Origin of the sequence: Tsukamurella sp. DT100 (assembly GCF_049844855.1) — a bacterium.
Taxonomy (GTDB): Bacteria; Actinomycetota; Actinomycetes; order Mycobacteriales; family Mycobacteriaceae; genus Tsukamurella.
The window spans coordinates 69,452-93,905 of sequence record NZ_JBNCLV010000014.1 but is presented as its reverse complement, the minus strand read 5'-3'; the positions used below and the strand labels follow the sequence as shown (position 1 = coordinate 93,905).

Sequence of the window (24,454 nt, the reverse complement as noted above, 5' to 3'; positions counted from 1 at the left end):
CGGCTGTTGTTTTTTTTCCCCCCGCGGGGGGGGGGGGGGGGGGGGGGGGGGGGGGGGGGGCGGGGGGGGGGGGGGGGGGGCGGCCCCGCCCGCGGGCCCCCCCCCACCACCGGGAGGGTGCTGAGCTACCGGCTCAGCGCGGCGGTGCTGCCCTCATGAGCGAGGGTTCGCCCGCCGGTGGTCGCGCTGGCGCGTCCCGCTTCGGGCGGTGCCGCGGGCCGCGCGGTCGTGTTCGGCGCGGCGCCGAAACACGCGCCCATGGCCCGGGTGCTGGTTCCCGACCGTTGGTAGGCCACCGCGGTGGCCTTGATCTTCTCCGGCCGGAACTGGTTCCAGCGAGTGCCGTCGCGGGTCTCGACGACCGGGGCACCAAGGAGCCCTTCGGCCTTGAACTTGGCGCGGGCTTCCGCGGCCGAATCGCTGTCCAGGTCGACGACCTGGAACGGCACACCGAGCTTGGTGAGCTGCTTCTCGGTCATCATGCACATGCCGCAATCGGGCAGGGTGTACACGGTGGCCCACGGCTCCGCGGCCGGACGTTCGACCGGCGGTGCTTGGGCGCTGGGGGTGGTGTCGATGATGGTCATTTGCGCTGTCCTCCTCGATGAGGTTCGGATCGTGCGGTGCTCCCGCGGCGCCGGATGCCACCGGGCGAACGGTGCGGGAGTTGCGTTGCCGTGCGGTCGCGTTCGGTGCGCCGCGCTCACATGCCGAGATCGCGGGAACGGCCCTGCCCGCGACCCTGCCCTCGCTGCTTACGCGCCTTCGGTGCACTGGCCCGCGTGCAGCTCGCCTTGTTCGCTCCGGGGAACGCCTTCGACGTCGTGCGGAGCGCGTTGCGGAACTCCTCGGAACCGACCTGCCGGTGCCGGTTCTCGACGGGGTTGACCGTCTGCTCGAGGTGTGACCGCCCCGTCGCCTGACCGGCCTGCCCCTCCGCATCGCGGGCTTCTCGCGCGCTCTTGGCCGCGGTCGCTTCCGCTTGAGTGGCGTCGGCCTCCGCGCTGTCGCGGCTATCGAGCGCGGTGACGGTGGCCTGCGCCTGGACAGGGTGGTCCTGCCCGTGCACGGTGGTCTCCTGCTCGTCGATGTCCTGCTTCATGTCGGGCACCTTCGGCTGCCACTGATGCAGTGGCACACCGTAGTTGGCCTTGACGTGCTGGTCGAGCTTCCCGAGCGCCTGACCGGCGACCGGCAACTCGTTCCGGTACGCGTGGGCCAGGCGCGCAGCGTCGAGGATGGCAGCGTCATTTCGGCCGACGGCCTTCGACCAGGCCGGCTGCATCACCATGCTCAGCTTCTGCTGCGCTACTCTGCGCGCGGCCTGCATCTTCGCCTGGGCCGCGCGCGCCGCGCTCGCGTCCTGCTGAGCCCGCTGCTGGGCCTTGTTCGCGCGGCGCCGGGCATCCATCTCCGCGATCCGGGAGAACATCATGCCCACCTTCATCGCGATCCGGCCGCCTTCCTGCCCGATCTCGTCCATCTCTGCAGGACCGTGCTGAGTCGTCATGCCGCCTCCCCCTGCAGCTCCAGCTCCTGCAGCACACGAACTGCCTCATCCTCGGTCAGATTGCTCGGCAGTGCCGGCGAGATCTCGTGCTTCGTGCCGCCCTCGACCGAGGTCGTACGGCACTTCGCGAACGGCCCGGACGGCGACAGCAGCACGCCCAGGTGCGGATAGAGGTGATCGCGCAGCCACACGCTCATCCCCGTGTCGGGGTCGGTGGAGAGGTGCTCCCATGCGCGCCACAGGGCGGTGATCACCAGCAGCGCCTCCGGGTGCCGGTGCCACTCGGCGCACCACATCATCTCGTTCGAGTCCTCGATGTACCGCTCGACGACGGGCCGCATGACCTCGTTGAACCAGGCGAACTGGTTCTCGAACTGCAGCTCCAGCTCCTCCTCGCCGCCGCTGTCGGCGTCGTTGCGGTCGTCCGCGCCTGTGCCGTCGAGATCCTCGTACTCGTCGGGGTCGAAATCGCTCATGCCACGGCCTCCTCAGCAGCGGAGTCAGAATCGGGGGTGGGCTCGGCGACGGTGGCCGTCGCGAGCAGGTTCTGCAGCTTGATCTCGCGCCAGCTGCGGTAGCCCGGCTCCCGGCACCACTCGACGGCCGGGTTGCTCTCGCTGTCGTGGGCGAAGCGGACCAGCACGCCGCCGGCGGACGCTTTCCGCGTCTTCGCGTCCAGCCCGTGAGGCTCCGGGTGGGCGTGGTGGAGCACCACGGCCAGCCCGTCCAGGTGGCACTTTTCCCGGACCTGTCGGGCCAAGTACAGGGCCTTCTCGACGGCCTGGCCGGCCGCGCTGGCTTCCGGGTCCTCGTCGGAGAGACGATCGGACTCGAAGAACTCGCTGTACCACTGCACGGCGCCCTCGCTGTCGCAGATCGCGAAGGAGTTGGCCTCCGCGTCTCCAGCGGTGAACAGGTGCAGGACCGGTTCGCCAGCGGTCACGGACTCGAGGTGCGCCGCGCGCTCGTTGTGCTCGCGGGTGCGCATCGCGGGGAAGTCGATGTCGAGCTGCTTGTCGAGCTCGGCGATGATCTTCGGCCAGACGCCCTTGGCCTTCTTCATCACCTCCGACGTGCGGATCAGCTCAACGATCGTCTCCGATGTCTCCGCCGATCGCAGTTCATCCGCGTGCTCGGAGACGAACGCTTCCGCGACGTCCCACGCGCTCGCCTTAGTTTTGCCAGCCATGGTGTTCTCCTTCGAATTCGGGGTTGATGATGATCTGGTCCATCGGCTCGAACGTCGGGTAGCCGTTCGGGCCGACCGGGAGTGCGAGTGTCGAGGCCGGCAGTTCCGGCTGGTCCGTCGGCTCGTACCGTGCGATTGATTCCTCGATGACCTCCTTGAACGGTCCCTCGAACCACGGGGCCGTGCGGATCAGCGTGGGTCGGTTGCCGCTGGAGAGCACCAGCGCGCGGTGCGGCGGCATGGCACCGAGGTCGTGCGAGGTGAGCAGGCGCTCCTTCTGCCGCTGATACGAGCGCGAGCGGGACCCGCCGCCGCGGCCCGAGGAGACGCTCACACTGCGCGACTCGTACTCGAAGTCGCCGACCAGCTCGGACAGGAAGTTGAGCATGTCCTGCTCCTTGGACCCGCCGCCGTAGAGGATGACGTTCGCGGCGCCGAACAGCTTCTTCATGCCCTCGGCGCCCCAGCAGGCGACACCCTGGGCGTAGCTCTGCAGGATCGTGTCGACGAGGATTCCGCGGGAGCCGAAGTGCGAGTACTTGTCTGGCAGCTCAGTCCAGCGCACGACGTTCGCGCACTCGTCGAGTGGCACGTACATCGGCGTGCGGAGACGACCGCCGGGAGAGCGAGACCCCAGCTCCTCCGCGGCCTCGATCACGGCGACGGTGAGCGCGGTCACCAGCGGCCCGGCCGCGGCCGGGCCCTCCATCGAGAGGCTGTAGAGGGTGTCGTTGGACCGCACGAATTCATCCGGGTTGAAGTGAGGGCGTCCGGTGCCGTCGTCGGTCACCCACGGCTGGATCGCCTTGTACCGCAGCACTGTCGCCATCTTCTTCGCGGTGCCGAAGATGCCGTCTCGCTGCTTCGGTGTCAGGTTGATCCAGCCGGCCATCTCACGGTGGAACGACTCGTACCCATACGCGCTGAAGATCGGCAGCAGATCCCGGCACGCTAGAGGGTCGTTGACGAGCTCGTAGACCCGCATGATCGAGTCCTTGTTCAGCGCGCAGCCCAGGATGACCGCGGCCAGGAGCCCCTGCCCCTCCGGCTCGAAGTACGGGTCCTTTTTCGCTGCATCACCCGCGGCGGAGTTGGCGAACCGGTCTGCGAGCTTCGCGGCCCGCTCGTCGTCCGTCACCCACGTCAGCGGATTCCACCACCACGTCGGCGGCTCGTTGGCGACCCGCTGCGGATCGAAGATCCACGCGACTCCCTGCCGCTCGCGGTGCAGTCGCGTGGCGTCGAGCACGTCCCGCTTGTTCGAGGTGGTGACCACGGGGCCGGGCGCCGCGCAGATCGCGGGAATGACCCGTGAGGTCGACTTGCCGCGCCGTGGGCCCCAGATGTCGAGCTGGAGATCCTCGATCGATCCGTAGAGCATCTCGCCGGTGGTCAGGTCCCGCCCGATCGGCATGCCGGGCACCACGCCCGGTGCGGTGAACGCGCGCAGCCGGTCGGCCTTCGCCGTCACCGCGGCTTCCGAGAGCGATTCCAGGTCCGAACCGTGTGCCATGTGCGGGACGGCGGTGTCGATCCACGTCGATGTGCCCTTGATGGTCTTCTTGCGCAGCAGCCAGTACCGCACGCCGAGGAAGACCAGGCCCGCCACGATCAGCAGCAGAACGACGAAGATCACGGCCTCGGCGAGGCCGATGTGGAGCCTGCCGCGAAGTACCGCGGCCGGTACGGCGAACGGGTTCTTCGCCGGCGCGGCCTGGCCCGCGAGGAAGGCCGGAATCGCGGTCGCGAGCCAGACCAGGACCAGCATGACCACGACCGCGGCCACGCAGCCGAACGCGAGCGGCGTCAGGTCCCGGTCTCGTGGCTGGAGCGGTTTGCCGGGGGACGGTGAGGGCATTTCGGAACTCCTTCTCGTGTAGTTGTTTTCAGCCGATGGTGGTGAACGTGTAGTTCGAGACGAGCCAGTGCCCGGAGACCTGTTCGAGGGTGACCCGGACGGTGAACTTCGCGTACCCGGTTGCAGCGCCCGACACGGGCTGCAGGAACTGGGTCACTGGTGCGAACAGCGTCACCGTGTTCGGGCCGGCTGAGATCGGGACGCTCGTCATCGTCTCCGTCGGCGCCGTCGCGACGACGAGTGTCTTCTGCTCGGCCCACTGCGACCACTGGGAAATTGGTCGCACGGGGCCGGACGTGGCTTCCGCGTTCGCGCGGGCCGTGCCGGTCAGCTGCGGGAGGGCGCGACCGACCGCGTCGGCGGGCGATCGGTCCGTCCCGGGAGTCCAGCTGAACATCGTCGTCAAGACCGATGACGTGACCTCACGGGCGTCGCCCCGGTCGACGCCTTCGCTGCCCTCGTGCTGCTCGGTGCCTTGCCCCGCCGAACCGCTGTCGTCACCGCCGATCGAGGTGTAGATCCAGCTGGCCAAGGCCAGTCCGAAGATGACGATCGCCGCGACGGTGACCACCGCGAGAAGCCGGCGCTGGTTGCCGCCACCGCGGCCGTTGAGAGTAGGAATCAGGCGCATTAGGTCAGGCCTCCTGCCTGGAACGCCGGTACGCGCGAGAGGATTCGCGCCACGTACGGCTGAGTTTCGGATGAATACCTGCCCCCACTGGGCATCCCGCCTGCGTTCAGGACGGCACCCTCTCCCGCGTTGTAGCCAGCGAGGTAGAGGCCCTGGGCGCCTCCCATCCCCGGCTTCACCTTTCCCGAGCCGATCGCCCCGTCGATGATCTTCGCGAGGGTGCACATGTAGTCGGCCTGGCTCATTACCGCGTCGCCGATCGCATTGACGTCGACTTTCCCGTCGCCGTCCCAGTCCTTGCCGTATCTGGCCCAGGTGCTCGGGATGAATTGCGCTGGGCCCATGGCTTGGTCCTTCGATACTGGGGCTCCAGGGCCATATTTGAAGCCGTTCTCCTGCTCCAGCTGCGCGGCGATGAGGGAGCTGGAGATCTGCGGGCACATCGTGCCGGCCTTGCGGATCCACGGATCGAACGCCGGCGGGACCTTGCCGGGGCCGAGGTTGTCGGTACCGCCGCCGGGGTAGCCGCTCGAACCGGTGTCGCACTGCTGCGACGGTGCCCCGCCCGGGCCTGCGACCGATCCCGCGGCGACGTCGCCACCGAGGACCCGGTCGGGTGCCGTCCAGTGGACGTGGTCCTTGTGGTCGTTGAGGGTGCCCTGGTCGAACTTGTAGGGCTTGCCCATCGAAATGTTCGCATCGAACGGCGGCACGCCCCAAATCAGTTCCCGAGAATCGGGGAAGTTCTGGGCGATCCACGCGGCCACCGCGGGTAGGCGAGCGACGTCGCCGCCGATGTCGATCGCGATGCCACGATTGTGGTTATCCGGCCGGCCGAGGACCTGCTCGATACGGGTGGCCGAGACCAGCGTGACTTCCGGGAAGGCCTTGCGGACGAGGTCCCACGAGCGCTGCTGCCCGGCGGTGGTGATTCCCGTGCCGGAGATGTTGCCGAAGCTGACGTGACCGCCCTCGATGCCCCCGGTGCGGTCGACCTGCCCGGGGCCGGTGTTCTGCGAGAACTGGGTGACGGTGGCCTGCTGTGCGGCAACCGGAGATGGGGTCGGGGCAGCCGCGCTGTCGGTGGGGGGCGCGCGGGGCGCGGACGGGTCCTGCGCCGCCGGCGCGGTGGCGCCGACCGGTGCCGGTGCGGGAGCTGCAGCCGGCTGGCCGCCGGGCTCACCGGCAGCGTCGAACCAGGGGCGCGGGTCCACCGCGGACGTCGACGAGTCGGGGCCCTTGTAGCCGCCGGGGTGGATCTCGAAGTGCAGGTGAGCACCCGAGCTCGCGCCCGCGTTACCCTCCTTGGCGATGAGCTGGCCCGCAGCGACCTGCTGGCCGACCTTCACGAGCAGACCGTCGTTGTACATGTGACCGTAGAGGCTAGATACCTTCTGGCCCTTGATGTTGTGGTCGATGATGATCCAGTTGCCGAAGCCACCGCTAGGCCCCGCCGATCGCACCAGTCCGTCAGCAAACGCATAGATTGGGGTGCCCTCGGGGCCGGCGACATCCATGCCCCAGTGCATAGCTCCGTCGCGGGGGCCGAACGGCGAGGTGATCTGATACGTCCCCTGCTTCATCGGCTTGACCGTGCCCTCAGCCGACGGGATCGCAGCTGTTCCGCCGCCCACGACGGCTGCACCGTTCGTGGTCGACGGCGAGCAGGCGTCATCATCACTCGCGATGATGGAGATCAGGCCGAAGACCAAGAGAAGGCAGGATAGCGCCGCGCCGACCGCGACGCCGATACCACCACCAGGCTTACTACTCACTGCGCTGTCCCTCGTTCAGTGGGTGGTCGAGTAATCGTTCTCGCTGTCGGGGATGCCGCCCCGGTCAGCCGAAAAGTTCAGCCACCCAAAATTGTTCGGTCTAGAAGTCCGCCTCCGCGCCCGTGGTGTGCTTGTTGATCAACCTGGCCACCTTCAACTTTGCCTCCAGCTCTCGTACGCGGTCGCTCTCCGCGTCCCGTCCGATTTCTGCTTCGACGCACCACTTCTGCACTGTGCTCGCCGCGTAAGGGATGTGCCGGGAGACCTCGACGCATGCCGCCCACCGCGTCATCGACGCGTCCTGGAGCATCTCGCGCACCGTCGCGAGGGCCGCGTCGCGGATCTCCGCTGTCGCGATCCGGGGGAACCGCGGGTTCTGTACTGCCGTCACTTCGTTCGTCCTCCTACTGCGGTGCGGCGGCCATGCGGTGCTCGAACCGCTTGCTGGTTGCGTGCATGTGGCTGTTCGTCTCGGTCGGCACCACGTCGAGCTTGAACGGGATTCCCGGCTGCGTGTCGGATTCACCGGCTTTGAGAAGGAACTTGCCGGTTCCGCTTGCGACACGGCGGACCGGGTCGTTTTGAGAAAGGGGATCGTCGATCGGATTGCCTGACGCGGCCCACGCCGAGAGATTCGCAGCCTCCTTCTTGGAGAAGTGGGTCACCGCTCGGTTGCGCTCGACCTCGTCGGGTGGGATCGGTCCGTAGATCTTCACGCGGGCGCGTTCGATGAACCCGAGGGCCTTCTGCCGCTCGGCGTGTGAATCGAACGCCTCCAGGTCCTTGATCGTGTGCGTGATCATGGTGGTCGCAACACCGTCGGTGCGCTGGGTACGAGTGATCTCGTCGGTTCGGTCGACGACGCCGCCTCCGGCCGAGAGCACGCGCGCGAGCTCGTCCATCACCGCGTGGTAGTTCATCTGGGGGATCACGCCCTGGTCGGCCAGGATATTCGCGCCCTTGATCGACGCGAATCCCTCTGCCCAGCAGGTCATGAGTGCGGCGGCGCGGAGCTTGCCGTTGCCCTCCGGGATGCGACTGATGTCGATGCAGATCGGGCGGCCCGAGGTGATGTCGAGCTGCTCGCTGGTCGGTGCGTTGAAGATCGACCCGAAGGGGCCGGCGATCACCGCGGTGAGGGTTTGCCGCAGGCGCAGCGTCGCGTCGAAGTACTGATCCGTCGCGCGGCCACCGAAGTGGTTCTCCGCGGTTCCGTCGTAGGCGCCGGATGCCTCGACCAGATCCTGGGGGCCATCGCGGAACACGTTCAGTAGATCAGCCAGCAGGGGGGCCTTGTTCCCCTTGAAGTTACCGCTGCGATAGAGCTGCCGCAGGCCGGCGGCGATCATGGTCTCCTCGAAGTCCTCGAGGCGTCCGCCGCGGACCATTTCGAGCAGGGACGCTGTCACCAGCACCTGGCGGGACTCGATCTCCAGACGCACGGCGGCCTCGACGTCCGCGGGCAGGCCCCGGTTGAGGATCTGGCCGAGAGCGCCGACACCGAGCGGGTTGATCTTGCTGGCGCCGAAGCCGAAGTCGATGACCTGGCCGTCGAGTGCCTCCACGACGGCGCGGTAGTCGGGCTTGATGTCGCCGAGCAGCAGCGGCACGTCCCCGTGGGCACAGTCGCCCACAACTATGCGGCGGGCGAGGGTGGACTTGCCGAATCCGTTGAGCGCGAGGATGAATGCGGCGGGAGCGCTGATGAGACCCGCGGCGTACCAGGACAGAGGATCAAAGGCGACGATCTGCCCGGATTCCTGGTGAGTGCCGACCGGAGTTCCGACGATCGGGGAGTTACTGCCGATCGCCCACGGGAACAGACCCGGCAGTTGAGCGGTCGTGGCGCGCCACTCGGGCATACGCTCGATCGTCGCCATACGGCCGCCGCCGCGGCCGATGAAGCCCTGCCGCGACGACTCCAGGAGCGGCACGTCGAAGCTGACGCCGCGCTCCTGAGCATCGCGTTGCCGCTGCCGGCGCACGTTGTCTCGGTTGATCAGGATCCGGGCGTGCAGACGCTTGGGTCCGCTGCCCGTGCGCGCGAGGTCTTCGAGGTCGTCGCGCTCGCGCTCAGTCATGGTCGGCTTGAGCATGGAGGCCTGGGCCTGCTTGACCGCGTTCTTGCGGCGCATCGCCTCAACGGACAGCTCGCCCGCGTCGAGGCGGAGTCCGACTCCGTGGTCATCGGTGGCCGAGTGGGCGTGTCGCCCCGGCAGAACGGTGGTCATGCGGCTTCCTCCGTGCGGTGGTAGGGGCGGCTGGGGTGCTCGGCGACGGTGCCGTGCTCGGGGAGTAGGACGCCCACGCCGAGCGACGCGGCGAACAGCTCAGCGTTGCGGTCGAATCCGCGACGTGCGGCCAGGCGCGCGCCGAGCGGCAGGTGCTCTGACCGGATGGTGGTGGTGCTGGGCTCGGCGTCGAAGTCGGTGAGCGTCGTCGAGACGAGGAACCGCTCGAGCATGGTCCCCTCCTCGTTCGTCGGCCGGTACGTGATCGCGACCCGGGCGCGGGAGGCATTGGTCTGCGTGAGCATCGCGTGAACCTCCGGCGTAACGGTGTCCGCGGGCTGGTGGACCCAGGACGCCGAGACGTATCCGTCGTGGGAGAACCAATCCCGCGTCTCGTGCGGTGTGATCGGTCCGCAACCGGGCCAAGTCGGGATGTTCTCGTCTGCTGTCAGGTGCCCGGTGTATGCGTCGCTGATCCACGCCGCGATCCGCTCTTCCGGCAGCGGGTCCGACACCAACCCGCTCTGCGCCAGGGACCCGAGAAGGTTCGGCAGACGGCGGCCGATCTCGACGGCATGCTCGTCGAGGTCTCGGTGCTGTTTGGCAGCAGCACGGAAGGTCACGCCCAACCGCGCAACCTCGTTGTCCCCGTTCCGGTCCCAGACTGCTGTCACCGCGGTGATGTCCGGGGAGTTGCTGACCAGCTCGACGGACTGCAACCAGCTGTGACACCACAGGTCCAGGTCCGGGCTGGTACCCGGCCAGACCGCGAGCACGACGGTGTGGTCGCCGGTATCCGGGCTCGCGACGAGCGCAAAGGGCTGACCGCCGGCGCTCTGCGCGTCGCGTACGGATAGGCCCGAACGGATGCCGGGGAGATGCAGAGTCGTCGAGCGCCTCTTGCGTGCCATCAGGGCGTTCCTTTCTGAACGGTAGGTGGTCAGGCCGCGACGCGGTCGCTGATCGTTGCGTGGGACGGCAGAACCAGGCCGATGCCCATACCGTGGGCGAACAGCGCGGCTTGCTGGTTGTAGGCCAGCCGAAGGTCCAGGCGGGATGCAGTGCCGAGGTCCGATAGAAGCGACTCGACCTTGCTCAAGTCCCCGTCGGTCGGGATCGTCACCGTCACCGAGATCATGAAGCGGCTCACGCCGGCGCCCAGCGCCTGCTCCTCGCGCGCCTGGCGGGTGCGCTCGACGCGCAGCCGCGCCTCCTCCGAGAGACGACCGACGCGGCCGGTCACCGCGCGCTCGGCGTCGATGTGGTCTTCGTCGACGATGCGGGTCGATTCCGCAGGTGTGTGCGGGCGGTAGCAGACCACGACGCGCTTGCGAGGAATCTCCGACCGTGGGGCGAGCACTTCCTCGAGCACGTGTGCGTCGACCGCCGAGGCCGGCGGCTTGCGCATCACGTAGCTGACGCTCATCCCTGCGTCATGCAGGTAGTAGCCGCGCTTGTCGTCGGCCGACAGCGGCCCCGCATCGGCCCAACTGAACCCGAGGTCCTGGCCCTGCAGCAGCGCGGTCTCCACATCGAACTCGTCGGCAGGTGAGTACCCGCGGCGCGTGATGGCGATGATCTCGCGCTCGCCCATCGGACGGCACGGGAGTCCGGACGTCGCGATCACGTCGACGATGCGCGGCAGCCGACGAGCGATATCGTCCGCCTGCTCGACGGTGTCGCGGTGGCGCATCCCGATGTCCGCATTGAACGTGATCGCCATCCGTCCCTCGAGGCGAACCTCGGCGGAGGGGACAGCGTAGTTGGCCTCCGTGTGGATCTGTTTCGCGACCGGGTGTGCGTTCTCCTTGACCTGCTTCTCGTGCTGCAGCGCAACGCGCTGAGCCGACTCGGGCAGCGTCTCCACGACGGCCACCAGAGCTTCAACATCCGGCGACTGGCCGTTGAAGGCGATCGCTCCACCGAACTGCTGCACCATCTGATCGAGCCGGGCCTGATCGATCCACTCCGAGCCTTGCGGCCAGGTCCTGAGAACGACCGTGTAGAAGTCACCGACCTTGATCAATCCGAACCGCGTGCCGTCGATCGCCACATGCTCCGAGAGCTGCGAATTGGCCATCACCCCCGGGCACCGGGCTGACGGGACCTGAGTGCCGCCACCGGAGCGGTAGTGGTTTTCCCCGGAGCGCAGCGAACCACCGCGGCCCCGCGATTCCAAGGCGATCTCCCACCAGCTCTTCCCGCCCCATGACAGCCAGAGTGGCGCGACGATCACGATGGCGACGAGGACCGCCCCGATGCGCACCAGCCCGGGCAGCGGCAGCGCGAAGCACAGCAGCACCACGATCGCCGCCGCGATGAACACGTAGGTGCCCGTGCTCGTGCCGCCGAACATGCCGCTCTTGCGCGGCTGGGTCCAGCCTCCGTACAGCAACCGCTGTTCCGTCTCAGCCATCGTCCTATCCCTTCATCGCATGTGCGCCATAGCCGGACTGCAGTGCCGGTCGTTCTGCCGCGGCGCCGGCCGCTACGGGCGTCGCCGGCGCCGACGCATTGGACTCACCCTCGGGCGCGCTCTGCGCGAGTTGAGCAGCCGAGCCGGCCACACCACCAGCAGCACCACCGGGCAACGAGGACTTCGCCGGCCCAGGATTGCGCCCGCCGCCACCACTCTGTCCGGACGACGGGTTCCCCGATCCCGACGTCGGTCCAGGCGAAGGCTTCGGCCCGGGTGCGCCCTGCCCGCCACCCGAGGGCGGTCCCGACGGAGGCCCGGGCTTGCCACCGACCGCCGACGGGCCACGACTGGCCACCGAAGACATCCCCGCGCCCGCGCCTGCCGCACCGGACGCTCCGCCGGTCGCCACGAGCGAGCCGACCGCGACCGCAGCGCCCGCCACCATGCCGGCCGCCGCGAGTCCGGAGCCGCCACCACCCATCGCGCCGATAGCAGGGGCTACGAGCTTCATCAGCGACGGGAGAACGAAGGCGGCCATCGTGAACAGCACGATCCCCAACAGCTTCATCTGCGGATCCTCGGACGGTGTGCCCGCGGCCGTGAACGCCACGACGTACACCAGCGCGCCGACTGGTTTGAACAAGAGGAAGGCGATGACCCACCCCTGGAGCTTCTGGTACGCCTGCGATCCCGGACCGGTCCCGGCCCACGTCGCAGCAATCGGGATCATGGCCATCACCACGATCAACATTGCCTGACGGATCACCAGCAGGAACAGCTGGAGCAACGCGCCGAGGAAGCCGACCAGCGCGATGATCGCGACACCCGCTACGGGCATCAGGCCCTTGACCGTGGCAAGCTGCATCGTCTTGATGACCTCGCCGCCGGTGTTGCCTTTCAACACGACCGATCCCAACACCCAGTTGGAGAAGGCATCGCCGATGGCCGTCCCCAGCATGACGAAGCTCGAGAACATCGTCGTCGTGAACACAGCGCGGACCAGCGAGGTCCACGCCGCCTCCGATTCCTCGACGAGCCCCTTGCGCGAGACAGCCATGCGGAGCGCCACGAACGAGAGCGACACGATCAAGCCGACGATCTGCAGCTCCAGGGTGTAGTCCCTGACGATCTGCAGGATCGACCCCGACTGCGAATTCTCCTGCGGGCCAAGCTTCGGGCTCGGCATCGCGATCCACCACGACATCGATAGCTCCAGCGCCTTGCCCATGGCCTCGTTCATCGACTCGACGATCTTGTCGAACGAACCGCCAACTGCCGCACCAACTGTCTTGTTGAAGACGGTGCAGGGTACGACGGTGAGGGGGTTGGGCGAACATCCGGGATCCGCCGATGCCCGGCCGGCCCCGGCGACAAAGCTCCCGAGGCTCAGGGCCGCGACGGTGAGAAGCCCGATCGTGAGTGAGGGAATTCGAGCTACGAAGGCGCGCAGGACCCTACTGCGCTTGGTCTCGTCGTCCTCGTGGGTGCAGGTTGCAGTCACCATCGCCGGGACCATCTCCCATCAAGTTGGTTCTCAACCGCGCCCGTGCCGAGCGCGGGAAGGGGCAGCTTCCACATGCCGTCGCGCCAGACGACCTGCATATCGGTTCGCACACCCTTGGAGGTGTCGCCGGGAAGTCCGAAGATGAAGCTCACCAGCGCGTACTCTCCGGAGAATTCGGAAACCCTGACTCCAACCGGGACATTCCCCGGACCACCGCCGCCGGCCCAGGTCGTTGACTGGTTCCGTCCATCCAGTCGTTCGAGTTGCTGACGCGCATCCGCGGCACCAGCAGACCCGTCGCTCATCGTTCCGCGGTCGAGAAGACTCTGACGCCGTCCGCCGTCCGTCTCATACGTCAGCCGAAAGGTCAGCTGCCACGCCGCCATGACCGCGCCCTGGGGTGTGCGAGCGAACCCTTCAGGCACCCCGTTCACGATCTTCGAGGGGCCGTCCGAGGTGGAGAACGGCATCGCCACGCCGTTGAACAGGTACTGCCACATCAGACCGCGCGGCGGGCCGGTGAGCCACTCCGGGTCGGTCGCAATGAAGGCAGAGCCACCCGCCTGGGGGAGAGCAATTCCGACGGCGTTGCTCGGCACCTCCAGGCGCCGTCCGTTGATGTCCACGCGCGGCGTGCCGAACTGGCCGCGCAGGTCGGCGCCCGAATCGGCTGACGGCGGGCGGGCGACCGTCGTGCTCGGCCCCGCTGCGTTCGGCCCGTCGAGCTTCGGCCGAGTGCTCGGGACCGCGAGGATCACGACCGCCACGATCACGATCACTGCAATGAACAGGCCACTGATCAGCGTCCAGTTCAGACGCCGAGTGCGGCCGTTCTCGTCGTTTCCTCCGGTCGGCGACGGGGAGGGGGTCTGGGGTGTTGTCATCGTTGGCTCCTTCGGTGGGGGTCCGCAGCTACGCGCTGCGGAGCTGCACCGCATCCTTCGGGATCTCCTTGACGGCCTCAATGGCGGGCGGGAGCTTCGAGAGATCGGGCTGGCAGGTCGCCTGCGGCGTCACCTGACCGGGCAGCGCGGTCGGAGTGGTCTCCGTTCCTGCCTTGCAGGGCGGTACCGGGATGACCAGGCCCCAGTCGTTCGCTGCTGTCCACACCACCTCGAGGTGGTTGACCGTTAGCGAGCCGTCGGTCTGGCGCGCGAAGACGTCGATCTTGGCACCGTCGTTGGTGAAGGTGGTGACCTTGTAGGCCATCACCGTGGGCGCCAGAGTGGGGTTGACGGTGGTCGTGTTCATCCGGATCCGCTGAGCGATCCACCAGTCCCTCCCCCGACCTGGGGCGATGAGGTCGCGCGTTACCGCGATCCATTCGCCCTGACCGGTGTTGTCGTTGCGGGCGATGCCGTTGCGGGTGGCCGCGTTGATCGCCGCCAGGGCGGCGCCGGCGCTATCCCGCTCGTACCCGGTAGGGGCCGGCTCGGTGCGGTTCTTGGGCCCCTGGTCGGCGACAGGTACCTCGACGCCGTTGAACTTGGTCCACGACAGGTTCGTAGGGCCGCCAGCCGACCCCGTCGTACTCTCGCCGCCCCCGCAGCTGGTGGCCACCACGATGATCGCGGCCACCACTGCGATGGCCGTGATGAGCACTCCGCGGCGGGTGCGTAGGAAGGTGACTGCAGAATCGATCACGATCTTCATTCCTCACTTGATGATCGCGTCGGCGATCGGGGATGCGCTGCTGATGAGCACGGCGGCGGCGAGCACCTTGATCAGGCGCTCCTGGGCGGGGATCCCGAGCGGCATGCTCTTGCTGGCCGGCTCCAGCCACCAGAAACCGCCGATAGCCATGAGGAGCGCGACCAGGAGTGCGTAGAAGATCCAGTTGCCCCAGCCGAGCATCAGCTCGATCGGCTTACGCATCGTGTCGGGCATGGGGACGTACGCCACCATGACCGTCGTCGTTAGCGAATTCATCATCAGCACAGTGCCTTTGCTACGCGGTGGCGGCGTCCATGATGCCGGTGGCGCCGGCCGCGATGACCGCGCCCACGCACACCCAGAGCACGATCTTCATGGCCTTGTTGTCGTTGCGCTCGGAGTATTTTTCGACGGCGAAGATCGCGCCGGCGCCGATCAGGGCGCAGACGCCGACGAAGTAGACGACCCACTTGCCCCAGCCGAGCAGCCGGAGGAACTTCTCGGCGAACGGCGGGGTCTGAGTCGTGACGTTGATCGTGTCGGCGAGCACGTCGGTGTTCGTCGCCGCGTGCAGCTGCGTCGCGACGTCGACGAGGGTGGGGATGGTGGTCATGTGCGCTGTCCTTCTTTTCGAGGGGTGTCTGCCCTAGCTGGGCAGAACGTGAGGGAGCTCGTCGACGGCGTGCTGGTGCAATGCCATGGCCAGCTCTCCGATTGCGGGATGGACGCCCTGGCGGAGGTCCTTCGGGGCGCGCCGGGGTGCGACGTACCGGTCCGGCACGACAGGGAGGTCGCTCCGGGGGATCTCCACGAACTGCTCGAGCCACGGCACGGAGAAGATCCGCAGTGGTTCACCGAACGCCGCGCGATCAGCCAGCGAGAACACCAGGTCCCGCTTGCGCCGCACCTGCGGGCTCCGCTCGCCGCGGTTTGCCGCCACGACGATCAGCGCGATCAGCGCGGAGGGGATCTGCTCGGTGTAGTACTGGCGCAGCGCCACGTGGGCGGCATCGAGCCCGTCCATGCTGTCGCGCACCACCAGAGCGCACAGAGGCGACTCGTGCTGCCCGGGCACACCAGGCCACTTCCGCCCCCCGTCGCCGGCGAACGGGAGCATCCGCGCGAGCGTCGACACACCCGCTCCACCGTGCGGCGACACGAGCCACAGCAACGCTTCCGCGCCGCCCCGCCTCGGGGTCACACGGACGTCCATGGCCTCCTCGTGGTCCGCGAGCGGTGCAATCCCGGACGTCGGGATCGGACCGGTCACCGGCCGCGCCGTCATCGCCGTGCTCCGACGAGCGTGGCATGACGCTTAGCCTGGGCGGCGTTGTAGTGCCGGTGCGCGGACGCCTCGAAGTCGTCGCCGATCGTCGCGGCGAGCTCGAGCATCGCCCACTGGGTGGACTTCTGCAGCAGGTCGTGCACGATCGGGCCATCCAGGCCCAGGTGGTCGTCGTACGGCAGGTCGAGAACCTTGGAGGTGTTCGGGGCCTGCATCTCGGCCGGGCGGTCGTCGTTCTTGCGCAGCTGCTCGATCTCGGCCGCGAAGTCCTCGTGCAGCTGCTTGGGCTTGAACGTGCCCTTCTGACCGGTGTTGTTGACCAGGACGACCGCACGCGAGACCAGGTGCCGGTACTCGGCGATGTCGCGCCCGGTGTTCGGATCCTGCAGAGGCTTCTCCGTGAGCAGATCCGCCGGGTAGTTGTTCAGGAACTTGAGAGCCTGGCGCGCCTTCTTGACCGTCCCACGGGCGGTACCGGTCACGATGACCACGCGGTCCGCGCGCGCGAGCGCGGCCTTGGTCACGTCGTGGTGCATTTCGGTGCCGCAGTCAGTGACGATGATGGGGAAGATCTTCTCCGCCACGTCGAGGAGAGCGTCGTACTCCTGCGCGGTGAGCATGTGCGCTGCGGCGAGGTTGTCGCTGCCCTGAACTGCCTCGAAGTTGCCGCTGCTCTTTCCGGTGTAGGTGGTGAACGTCGGGTACGAGACGTTGTCCCGGGCGTCGATCTGCCCGTCGGGGCCGTGGCTGAACAGCTCCTTGTTCGCCAGCAGGTGACGAATATCGTAGCGGCTGGGCTGATCGAGGCGGTCCGCGAGCGTGCCGGTCGCGGGGTTGGCGTCGATGCCGAGGACGCCGCTCGCGTCGACGTGCAGGCCGAGCGCGGTGAGGAGCGTCGCTACGGAGGTGGTCTTCCCGGCGCCGCCCTTGACGGTGATCACGACGACCTTGTAGCCGCAGACGCCAGGGCTGACGTTCACGCGCTGGACGAGACCTGCGCGGCGAAGGTCGGCCTTCGACGGGCCGGGGTTCACACTTCCCCCGCTGAGGTTGAAGATCAGGCGGCGCATGCCGCTGCTGGGCGGTTGCTTGAGATCGCCCGCGCCGTCGCTGAACAGCGTGTGCGGCGGGCCGTTGTCCGGCGCCGGCGCCAGGGGCGGGGCGGGCCGGTAGGCCACAGTCGGCGGCTCGTTCGACTGCATCGCGCTGTAGGCGGGCTGCTGCTGACCCGGCTGAGGCTGTGCCTGCGGGCCGACCCATCGCTGGGGATCGAACTGCGCGGCGGAAGGAGGACCGGGGACCGCATGCAGCGGCCGACTTCCCTGGTTCGGGTCGAAGTAGCCCGAGAATCCTCCGGTGTCCCCGCGATCGCCGAGCTCGTCGGCCCCGGGAGCCTCCTGGTCGAAGCCGTCGAATCCCGGCTCCACCGGGCGGTGGTCCGGATCCGCCGGTCCCTCCGGGGCCGCGGCCCACTTCCTGGCCCAAGCGGGGGTCTCGTCCGCCTCGGGCTGGTCCTGGGGATCGGCGCCATTGAGGTTCGTGTTCACGTCGTCCTCACCGTCCTCGTGCGGGTCGAAGTTGTTCGTGGTGATCGTCATTGGGAGTGTCCTTTCGGGAAGCGGGTGGGGTCGGAGTCGCGGGCGGTGGTTTGAGCGGGCGGGCCGCGGGCGGCGGTTTGGCCCTCGCCGAGGGGGCCTGTGTCGCAGGCGCTTCGGTCGCGACCGGCACCGCGATCGGTGACGAGATCGCGGGTGCCGAAGGCGGCACACTGGCTGAGGGGAGAAGGGAAGTGACGCCGATGACCGCTCCGGCGCCCAGCGCGAGCAGGACCAGAGCGGAGGCCGCTACCACCATTACGCCCCTGTGGTCCCCGACCGAAGGGCCGTGCAGGCGCCACCAGTAGCGGAGGTCACTGACGAGGTAGCGCACGCGATGCGTACTGGTTACTCGTCGGCTGCTGCGGGACATTGTGCCTCCCTTTCTCATTCGTATGGGTCGCTACCGCGGTGCGGCCGGGGCCTGAGCAGTGGTGGTCGGGGTCGGAACCGCGGCGTTACCGGCGGCGGTGACCGAGTTGATGATGTTGGTCAGATCGACCTGCGACAGGTCAGGCCCCGCCACGGTGGTCGTCGCGGTCGCCGTCGAGGCGGTCGCCGTCGCGGGTGCGCTCGTGGGCGCCGGCGTGCCAGTTCCGAGACCGGTCAGACCGCCGAGCATGTCCGGCTTGATACCGGCGGTCGATACGAGACCCGGCAGGATCGGCAGCGGGAGGATGGGGCTCTGCGGCAGCACCGTCGGCGCCGTGGTGGAGCTCGAGCTACCGGCGGCGGAGTCCTTCGCGGCTGCGGCGAGCCATCGGGCGACGAACTGAGTCGGGGCCATACCGGTGGGCGTCGACGAGGCCGAGCCGTATGAAGTGTGTAGCGCGCCTGCCTCCGCGAACTTGAAGGTCGACGCCCACTGAATGAGCGTGCCAATGTCCTTGGCTTCTCTGGTGAGTTCATCGAAAGCACCGGTCACTTCGCGATCACCTGTCAGCGGCCGCGAGATTGCCTGGCTCACCGCCTGCCCGCCGGCCACGCTGGGCTGACCGGTACCGGTGCCGGGAAGAAGCATCGTCACCAGCCCGAGCGGGTTTCCCGACAGTCCGGCGCCGACGGCGCTCATGATCCTGTCGGGCGTGATCGTCAGCGGTGCAGTGTTCGACGCGGCGCCCCCGCCAAGCATGCCTACGCGGAACACCGCCGAGAGCATCTGTCCCAGAGGAGGCATCGGATTGCGCGGGTCGGATGCCCACTCCATGCGCTCGGCGATCGTTTGCTTCGGGGCGTAGCTCGTGACGTTCCCGCCGGGGATGTCCTCGGTGACGATCGGGACGATCGCCTTGATGGTCGTCGACGCGATCGCGTTCGCGATCGTCTGCATCGATCGGATCGGATCGCCCTGGTCGAACTGCATCTGCCCGGCGACGTTGGTCACCGCGCGGATCAGGGGCGAGTCGGCCGGAATGTCGCATGCGGGATCACCCGCAGCACAGAACGATGCGTATCGGCCCGCGATCCGCGTGAGGTCAACGTTCCGATCCTTGGTTGGTCCGATGCCGCCGCCCGTCGGGCCCGACGCGCTGGCCGCGACGACCTTGGTCACCTCGCTCCCGCTCGTGCCGGGGATCGGGGACGGCGACACTTGTCCAGGACGGCCGGGAAACAGCGAAGCCCCGGCGGGGCGCGCCGGGTCTCCGAAGTTGGCCACCGCCGCGACCTGCTCCGGCGTGACCTTGGCCTTTCCCTCCAGGATCATGTCAAGGGCGCCCTTGACCGCGTGTGCGCCCTGTGAGTAGCCCACGAACGCGAACTTCGTGCTGGGGCAGCGAGTCACGCGGGCATTGGCCCATTCGATGGCCTTGTTTCCGGCACCCTGGACGGAGTCCGCGTAGCTGGCGGTCTGGCCCGGGGTGGAGGGACCGGCGCCGCCGAACGACGCCGAGTAGGGCACATACTTCCGGTCGACGAGCGACCCGGCCGTGCGCTTAAGCGGCTTCATGACCTCCGCGAGGAAGCCTGTATCGATGTCCGCCGGCGCGTTCGGCGACGACTGCCCCGTGCCCTGGATGCCGTACACGGTCAGCGGGGTGCATGGCTCAGCGGCCAGCGCCGTGCCAGCGCCGAGAAGCCCGACGGGGGCAACCGTCACCGTCGTGGCCATGAGAACGGCCGCAGCGCGGCTCAGCCACCACTGTCCGCGGGCTGAATTGCCCAGCGGAGCAGTGTTCTTGCGACGCCGCTTGCCTGCGTGCATCCAGACACTCCCGTGTTCTTTGGATGCGCAGAGAATCGTTACTCGCCGCGGCGCTCAGTGTGGGTACACTGAACGCCGCAGAGAATCACTACCTCTGCGCACTGGGTCCTGCCGCCGTTTGGTCTAGGTCACGACGAGATGCCACTCGTTATCGCGACCGAAAATTGCGCTGTCCTCCGGCGGCAGGCCCACCCCTGCTTCTCGGTTGTTGGTCCGACGCGAGCGCCGCGACCAACACGTACGCTACACACGTGCCACCCGTGTGGCAACTGATTCGACGAAGTGGGCAATGTTTGCGCGAATTGGCGCGCCCCCATGGTCCTAGCCGCGCCTAGTCGACTAGTGTTAACTCGCGTGATTAGCGAGGGTCCAGATCGACTGGTGCAGCTGCAGAACCTGGGACAACAGGTGTTGCAACGACGTACCGACCTCGGCCTAAGCAGGGATCAGGTGGCCCAACGAGGTGGCCCCTCCGACACCACACTGGTTCGGATCGAGTTCCCCACCGAAGCAACAACGCTCCCCAAGCGCGCAACCCTTGACAGGCTCGACATTGCTCTTTCATGGATGCCTGGCTCGGCCGAGGCGGTTCTCAATCGGGGCGAGGAGCCGACTCCCCTGCGGGAGGCACCGGCCTCCGTGTCGGGCCTCGACAGCTTGGCGTGGGTCGAGCTGAGGATGGAGACCCTGTGGGTCATCGTCAGCGCGATCTCGAGCATCCCCGCGGAGAACCGCTCTTCCGAGTGGGCGCAAGACCTCCAGGCCGCGGCCAGCGCGCTGATGGCCGCCCACACGACTGAAGTTCTTGAGCGAGCCGGCGGGCCGGGGCGAGAGCTGCCGCCGATATTTCACCAGACCTACCTGCCGTACCTCGCGGAGAGCTCCGCGCCGCCCGACGACGGCGCGACGGCCCTCGAACACGCGGAGTGGGAGGAACGGCTCTACCGCCGCTGGCTCGCCGGACTGGCCACCCCGGCGACCGGCCTCAGCGACCCCCAAGTGGCCCAGTTCACCGCGCGATGGCACGCTAAGCAGGCGTTGTACATGGCACGTGAGGAGCATCACTGATGTACGGAACCCAGCCACAGGTCCCCGCCGACCGCGCTGACCTGCGACAGAGCGGGTCTGGGCGGATCGTCTACCGCCGCGCCCACCCGGGACGCGCCGATACGACGATCGTTGACCGCCTCCAGCTCCTGCGGGACGTCGCCGCGTTCACCCGGAACGTCGATCCTGACACGATCGCCCGCCTCGCACAGGCCGCCGGCTTCGATCTCTCCGTGGCAGCAGTCCGTACGCACTTCAACGGCACCCGGGAACCGTCGCAACAAGATCTGCGCGCCTACCGGATTGTTCTCGGATATGGTGAGGAGAACTGGCAGCTATTCTCCGTCGACCCGGCGGTCTACTCCCGCTCCGTCGAGAACCTTCAGTCACTCCTTGTTGCATTGCGTCAGCAGTACTACCACGGTATGCGGCGCGTCACCCCCTGAGAGGTCTTCCGCTGCAATGTGGTTCAGGTCGTTCGGGTCCAAGTCGAAGCCGATCGCACCCGAGGACGACGAGTACCTAGTGAAGCGCGCACTCTTTGGACCCTCGGAGCTCTCCCCCGAAATCAAGGCCCGTGCACGCCAGAATGCAAGCATCGCACTCGATTCGATCGAATTCAGGCGCCCGTGGACGATCGAGGCGTTCGTTATGCAAGTCTCCATCGACCGGGCACGACCGGTCATCGTTATGGACAATAACCTGCTCGTTGGAGCAACCAGAACAACCGGGTTTTGGAGACCCGCTTCGACCGCAGACTACATTCACGTATCGGCGGATGTATCCGAGCAGGCCAAGGAATTTATCATTCTGCACGAGCTGGGTCATATTTTGTGCGGACACCCGCGCCCTGCCGTCTCCGGCCCCGATCACCCGCCGATGAAGAAGTTCGCATACGACGAGTTTCCAACGGTGCCGGCCAGTCTCATCGACGAACTCAACGGTGCGACACTAGACATGCATCAGGCCAATCCGTGCACCTACTCGGTTCTGGAAATCGAGGCCGAATGGTTCGCGCTGCTAGCCAGCGATAGGGCCGATGCATTCCGCCGGCCGACTGTCGCCTCAAATGCGCCGCGCCGCACACAAGAAATCCTCGACTACTACCAGCGAGGTCTCGGATGGTGACAGATGGCATGGTCTCATGGCTCTTCGTCATCCTCGGCGGAGGCGCCCTGGCAGCCTGCTACGTCGCAGTTCTGAAACGACCCCGCCGCGAACCACTCGGCAAGCGCGTGGCCCTCATAGCGCTCATCATCGTGACTGGCCGCATGTTTCGTGCTCCAGTGGTCCGTGAGCCGTTCGACGCCCTCGTCGGCGGAGCGATTGGCATCCAGAACGCCGGCTACATACTCAGCCAAGTATTCGTTGTCCTGGCGCTGCTTATTCTGCTGGTCCTGAACTGCGAAGTGCTCTTTCCCTGGTTCCGCACCGCTCAAGGACACCTGGTATCGGACATATTCAAGGTGGGGTATGTAGCCGCGGTCACGCTCACACTCGCCTTTAGTGACCTCGGTAAGGCTGAGGTCACATATCTTCCTGCTGCCTATGACGGCTCTGTAATGGAAACGATGTTCTTCGCCCTCTTTGCCATGATCTGCATGCTCACGGGGTCGGTTTCGCTGATGGTTACGATTCCTGCTGTGAAGTGGACTCGCGGGTATCTTCGGATAACCTTCATCTCGTACTCGCTCATGATGGTCCTGTGCTTCCTTTTCGGGCTGCACTCGTGGGTCTATTCACGCACCATCGCGCGCTACCCCGACCGCGTGTCAGAATGGTGGTATGGCAGAAACGCCATGTCCGTGTCCGCCATGATCATGGTGGGCGTCCTCGGACTATTCATCCTGGCAGTGTCGACCTATTCGGTATCGGCGTTACGTGCGCGCCTTTACCGCTACCGTGCGCTACGCGCCCAACTCGACACGTGGATCTACGTTCGCGAGAATGCCCCGAGCCTGGAATGGAGCGACGTGCCGACGCCCCGCCGTTCGCGGCTGTCCTGCTGGCGAGCGGCCAAGAACAGCATCGCCACCTATCGCATGATGATCGAGCTGTCCGACGCGGACTTCGTCGGACTCCCACCCCTGGCGCACCCCCGGAACTAGCGCTGCGCGATCACCGCATGCAGGCGCACCGCGATCCTGAGCGCATTGCGCCCCAGCGCGTCGTCGAGCAGCTTGTTCGCCGCCGCGAGCTCGTGCTGCTCCAGGACCTGCTCAGCCGCGGCCGACAGCCCTGCCCGAACTCCCTGGATCATCGCTGGTGCGAACTCCGCGAGGATGAAGCTCTGCCGCTCCAGCACGGCAAGGCCCGCCGTGGTGCAGTACTGCGCGAGGTGCTTCCCGGCCTCCTGGTTCGATGTGAAAGGCAGTGGGATCCGCGCCCGCACCTCGTCGAGCTCCGCCGTAGCAGCAGGATCATCAGTGACCAGCACCTGCAGACTCGACCAATCCGTGTCAGTGAGCCCGACCCGGCCCCCGGCGCGCACCGCCCGCGCGAACTCCCCCACGGCCACCGCGGGATCGTACTGAAGGTGCTGCAGCACCCGCTCGGACACCAGTGCATCGACACTCCCCGTCGCGCACGGCAGGTCTGACGCCTCAGCCTTCTCGATCTCGACGTTCGACACGGCCGCAGTCCGTGTGCGTGCCGTCTCGAGCATCGGGTCGTTAGCGTCGAAGCCGATCGCCCGGCCGGACTGACCGATGATGTTCGCCAGCTGCAGCAGCTCCTCGCCCGTTCCGCACCCGACATCGACCACGGTGCCGCCAACGGTCAGCTCGAGGCGGTCGCGCACCCACTCCCGCAGCGCCTGAACGACGTCCATCTGTCCCTGGCGGTCGAGCGCGGATACGAACCGCTCCACCTCGGGCTCGTGCATCTTGCCGACAGCGAAGCTGGCCTGGTCGTTCTGCGTCATGGCGGCATCGTACCGCCGCCCGCAGACCCGCCCAGCTTCCACAAGAGTGGCACGTGTGGTTTTTGCGTGTAAGTTATGTGTCTGCGGGAGGTAGTCGACAGACTTTCTACAAGCACGGCGCGCCTCCCACGCCCGGAAAGTTTCTACTAGCAGAATCGACGCCATGGCTGCACGTATGGGACGCCCGCCCAAGGGGGACGGTGATCGCACGGTCGTCACCTCGTACATGGCGACGAAGCAGAAGACCGCACTCACCGCGCTCAAGGCTCAGTACGGCTTCACGCAGCTGAGCCCGTTCATCGAGGAGATCCTCGCTGGAGTCGTCCGAGGCGACATCGACATCAGCTCCCTGCGGCAGCCGGCACTCCAACTCGAACTAAACGGGAAGGGCTACCGCACCGCCTCATGAGATTCGGCCCGCACGGCGGCGAATAGTCGTGCGCTCCATCTGGTTTGATTCATAGCGGAAGCGCAGAACAAGTGCGGCCTACCAAGCCGTTACGACGTTCGTCGGGCACGAAAAAGGCCCCCTAGCTCGAACTAGGAGGCCTTTCCGAAGTTTCTCGGGTGTCAGAGTTACCAGCTCTGCTCCCTGAATGCGTCTCCGCACTACCCGAAAGGGACCGTTGTC

The 24,454-nt window shown here is 67.2% G+C and carries 25 protein-coding genes; 5 read left to right on the top strand and 20 right to left on the bottom strand.

Going from position 1 to position 24,454, the window contains the following annotated elements; translation table 11 throughout:
• Nucleotides 1-125: 125 nt before the first annotated feature.
• The 19 genes from ACLQ3K_RS24895 to ACLQ3K_RS24805 all read right to left on the bottom strand — a co-directional run bounded on the left by ACLQ3K_RS24895 (nucleotide 126) and on the right by ACLQ3K_RS24805 (nucleotide 19,853).
• Nucleotides 126-587 (bottom strand): glutaredoxin family protein, encoded by a 462-nt coding sequence (locus ACLQ3K_RS24895; RefSeq protein ID WP_426002094.1) that lies wholly within the window; start codon nucleotides 585-587, stop codon nucleotides 126-128.
• Nucleotides 588-703: 116 nt separating this feature from the next.
• Nucleotides 704-1,510, bottom strand: coding sequence for a hypothetical protein (locus ACLQ3K_RS24890; protein WP_426002093.1), 807 nt, complete (start codon nucleotides 1,508-1,510; stop codon nucleotides 704-706).
• On the bottom strand, nucleotides 1,507-1,986 hold the full coding sequence (locus ACLQ3K_RS24885) for a DUF4913 domain-containing protein (protein WP_426002092.1): 480 nt from the start codon (nucleotides 1,984-1,986) through the stop codon (nucleotides 1,507-1,509). The genes ACLQ3K_RS24890 and ACLQ3K_RS24885 overlap by 4 nt, the downstream gene beginning before the upstream one ends.
• On the bottom strand, nucleotides 1,983-2,699 hold the full coding sequence (locus tag ACLQ3K_RS24880) for a hypothetical protein (protein WP_426002091.1): 717 nt from the start codon (nucleotides 2,697-2,699) through the stop codon (nucleotides 1,983-1,985). Before ACLQ3K_RS24880 ends, ACLQ3K_RS24885 begins: the two co-directional genes overlap by 4 nt.
• Nucleotides 2,683-4,557 (bottom strand): type IV secretory system conjugative DNA transfer family protein, encoded by a 1,875-nt coding sequence (locus ACLQ3K_RS24875; protein WP_426002090.1) that lies wholly within the window; start codon nucleotides 4,555-4,557, stop codon nucleotides 2,683-2,685. The genes ACLQ3K_RS24880 and ACLQ3K_RS24875 overlap by 17 nt, the downstream gene beginning before the upstream one ends.
• Nucleotides 4,558-4,585: 28 nt before the next feature.
• A complete protein-coding gene (locus tag ACLQ3K_RS24870) occupies nucleotides 4,586-5,188 on the bottom strand; it encodes a hypothetical protein (protein WP_426002089.1) in 603 nt (200 codons plus the stop codon).
• Nucleotides 5,188-6,900, bottom strand: a complete 1,713-nt coding sequence (locus ACLQ3K_RS24865; protein ID WP_426002088.1) for a peptidoglycan DD-metalloendopeptidase family protein — start codon at nucleotides 6,898-6,900, stop codon at nucleotides 5,188-5,190. The genes ACLQ3K_RS24870 and ACLQ3K_RS24865 overlap by 1 nt, the downstream gene beginning before the upstream one ends.
• Nucleotides 6,901-7,063: 163 nt before the next feature.
• Nucleotides 7,064-7,354 carry a hypothetical protein gene (locus ACLQ3K_RS24860; RefSeq protein WP_426002087.1) on the bottom strand — a complete coding sequence of 97 codons (291 nt, stop codon included), beginning with the start codon at nucleotides 7,352-7,354 and terminating at the stop codon, nucleotides 7,064-7,066.
• A gap of 13 nt (nucleotides 7,355-7,367) precedes the next feature.
• Nucleotides 7,368-9,194: a hypothetical protein gene (locus ACLQ3K_RS24855; RefSeq protein WP_426002086.1), complete on the bottom strand. Its 1,827-nt coding sequence runs from the start codon at nucleotides 9,192-9,194 to the stop codon at nucleotides 7,368-7,370.
• Nucleotides 9,191-10,105 (bottom strand): SCO6880 family protein, encoded by a 915-nt coding sequence (locus tag ACLQ3K_RS24850; RefSeq protein ID WP_426002085.1) that lies wholly within the window; start codon nucleotides 10,103-10,105, stop codon nucleotides 9,191-9,193. Before ACLQ3K_RS24850 ends, ACLQ3K_RS24855 begins: the two co-directional genes overlap by 4 nt.
• Nucleotides 10,106-10,134: 29 nt before the next feature.
• On the bottom strand, nucleotides 10,135-11,610 hold the full coding sequence (locus ACLQ3K_RS24845; RefSeq protein ID WP_426002084.1) for an SCO6880 family protein: 1,476 nt from the start codon (nucleotides 11,608-11,610) through the stop codon (nucleotides 10,135-10,137).
• Nucleotides 11,611-11,614: 4 nt separating this feature from the next.
• Nucleotides 11,615-13,117 carry a hypothetical protein gene (locus ACLQ3K_RS24840; RefSeq protein WP_426002083.1) on the bottom strand — a complete coding sequence of 501 codons (1,503 nt, stop codon included), beginning with the start codon at nucleotides 13,115-13,117 and terminating at the stop codon, nucleotides 11,615-11,617.
• Nucleotides 13,111-14,001 (bottom strand): hypothetical protein, encoded by an 891-nt coding sequence (locus ACLQ3K_RS24835; protein WP_426002082.1) that lies wholly within the window; start codon nucleotides 13,999-14,001, stop codon nucleotides 13,111-13,113. The genes ACLQ3K_RS24840 and ACLQ3K_RS24835 overlap by 7 nt, the downstream gene beginning before the upstream one ends.
• Before the next feature lie 28 nt (nucleotides 14,002-14,029).
• Nucleotides 14,030-14,761 carry a hypothetical protein gene (locus ACLQ3K_RS24830; protein ID WP_191834231.1) on the bottom strand — a complete coding sequence of 244 codons (732 nt, stop codon included), beginning with the start codon at nucleotides 14,759-14,761 and terminating at the stop codon, nucleotides 14,030-14,032.
• Between the two features lie 12 nt (nucleotides 14,762-14,773).
• Complete coding sequence (locus tag ACLQ3K_RS24825) at nucleotides 14,774-15,049, bottom strand: hypothetical protein (RefSeq protein ID WP_426002081.1); 276 nt, start codon at nucleotides 15,047-15,049, stop codon at nucleotides 14,774-14,776.
• Nucleotides 15,050-15,065: 16 nt separating this feature from the next.
• Nucleotides 15,066-15,383: a hypothetical protein gene (locus tag ACLQ3K_RS24820; RefSeq protein ID WP_426002080.1), complete on the bottom strand. Its 318-nt coding sequence runs from the start codon at nucleotides 15,381-15,383 to the stop codon at nucleotides 15,066-15,068.
• Nucleotides 15,384-15,416: 33 nt separating this feature from the next.
• Complete coding sequence (locus ACLQ3K_RS24815) at nucleotides 15,417-16,055, bottom strand: hypothetical protein (RefSeq protein ID WP_426002079.1); 639 nt, start codon at nucleotides 16,053-16,055, stop codon at nucleotides 15,417-15,419.
• Nucleotides 16,052-17,653, bottom strand: a complete 1,602-nt coding sequence (locus ACLQ3K_RS24810; RefSeq protein ID WP_426002078.1) for a MinD/ParA family ATP-binding protein — start codon at nucleotides 17,651-17,653, stop codon at nucleotides 16,052-16,054. Before ACLQ3K_RS24810 ends, ACLQ3K_RS24815 begins: the two co-directional genes overlap by 4 nt.
• A 400-nt stretch (nucleotides 17,654-18,053) precedes the next feature.
• On the bottom strand, nucleotides 18,054-19,853 hold the full coding sequence (locus tag ACLQ3K_RS24805; protein ID WP_426002077.1) for a cutinase family protein: 1,800 nt from the start codon (nucleotides 19,851-19,853) through the stop codon (nucleotides 18,054-18,056).
• A 381-nt stretch (nucleotides 19,854-20,234) separates the two neighbouring features.
• Between ACLQ3K_RS24805 and ACLQ3K_RS24800 the strand changes: the two genes are divergently transcribed.
• The 4 genes from ACLQ3K_RS24800 (at nucleotide 20,235) to ACLQ3K_RS24785 (ending at nucleotide 23,008) form a co-directional block, all read left to right on the top strand.
• The gene (locus ACLQ3K_RS24800) at nucleotides 20,235-20,921 is read left to right on the top strand and encodes a hypothetical protein (protein ID WP_426002076.1); all 687 of its coding nucleotides are present in this window, start codon (nucleotides 20,235-20,237) and stop codon (nucleotides 20,919-20,921) included.
• On the top strand, nucleotides 20,921-21,346 hold the full coding sequence (locus tag ACLQ3K_RS24795) for a hypothetical protein (protein ID WP_426002075.1): 426 nt from the start codon (nucleotides 20,921-20,923) through the stop codon (nucleotides 21,344-21,346). The genes ACLQ3K_RS24800 and ACLQ3K_RS24795 overlap by 1 nt, the downstream gene beginning before the upstream one ends.
• A gap of 79 nt (nucleotides 21,347-21,425) precedes the next feature.
• Nucleotides 21,426-22,028 carry an ImmA/IrrE family metallo-endopeptidase gene (locus ACLQ3K_RS24790; protein WP_426002074.1) on the top strand — a complete coding sequence of 201 codons (603 nt, stop codon included), beginning with the start codon at nucleotides 21,426-21,428 and terminating at the stop codon, nucleotides 22,026-22,028.
• Complete coding sequence (locus ACLQ3K_RS24785) at nucleotides 22,022-23,008, top strand: hypothetical protein (protein ID WP_426002073.1); 987 nt, start codon at nucleotides 22,022-22,024, stop codon at nucleotides 23,006-23,008. Before ACLQ3K_RS24790 ends, ACLQ3K_RS24785 begins: the two co-directional genes overlap by 7 nt.
• On the opposite strand, the gene ACLQ3K_RS24780 is transcribed toward ACLQ3K_RS24785, so the two are convergent.
• Nucleotides 23,005-23,823 carry a methyltransferase domain-containing protein gene (locus tag ACLQ3K_RS24780; RefSeq protein ID WP_426002072.1) on the bottom strand — a complete coding sequence of 273 codons (819 nt, stop codon included), beginning with the start codon at nucleotides 23,821-23,823 and terminating at the stop codon, nucleotides 23,005-23,007. The two genes, ACLQ3K_RS24785 and ACLQ3K_RS24780, sit on opposite strands and share 4 nt — an antisense overlap.
• Before the next feature lie 163 nt (nucleotides 23,824-23,986).
• Between ACLQ3K_RS24780 and ACLQ3K_RS24775 the strand changes: the two genes are divergently transcribed.
• A complete protein-coding gene (locus ACLQ3K_RS24775) occupies nucleotides 23,987-24,232 on the top strand; it encodes a hypothetical protein (protein ID WP_191834242.1) in 246 nt (81 codons plus the stop codon).
• The last annotated feature ends 222 nt before the right edge of the window (nucleotides 24,233-24,454 follow it).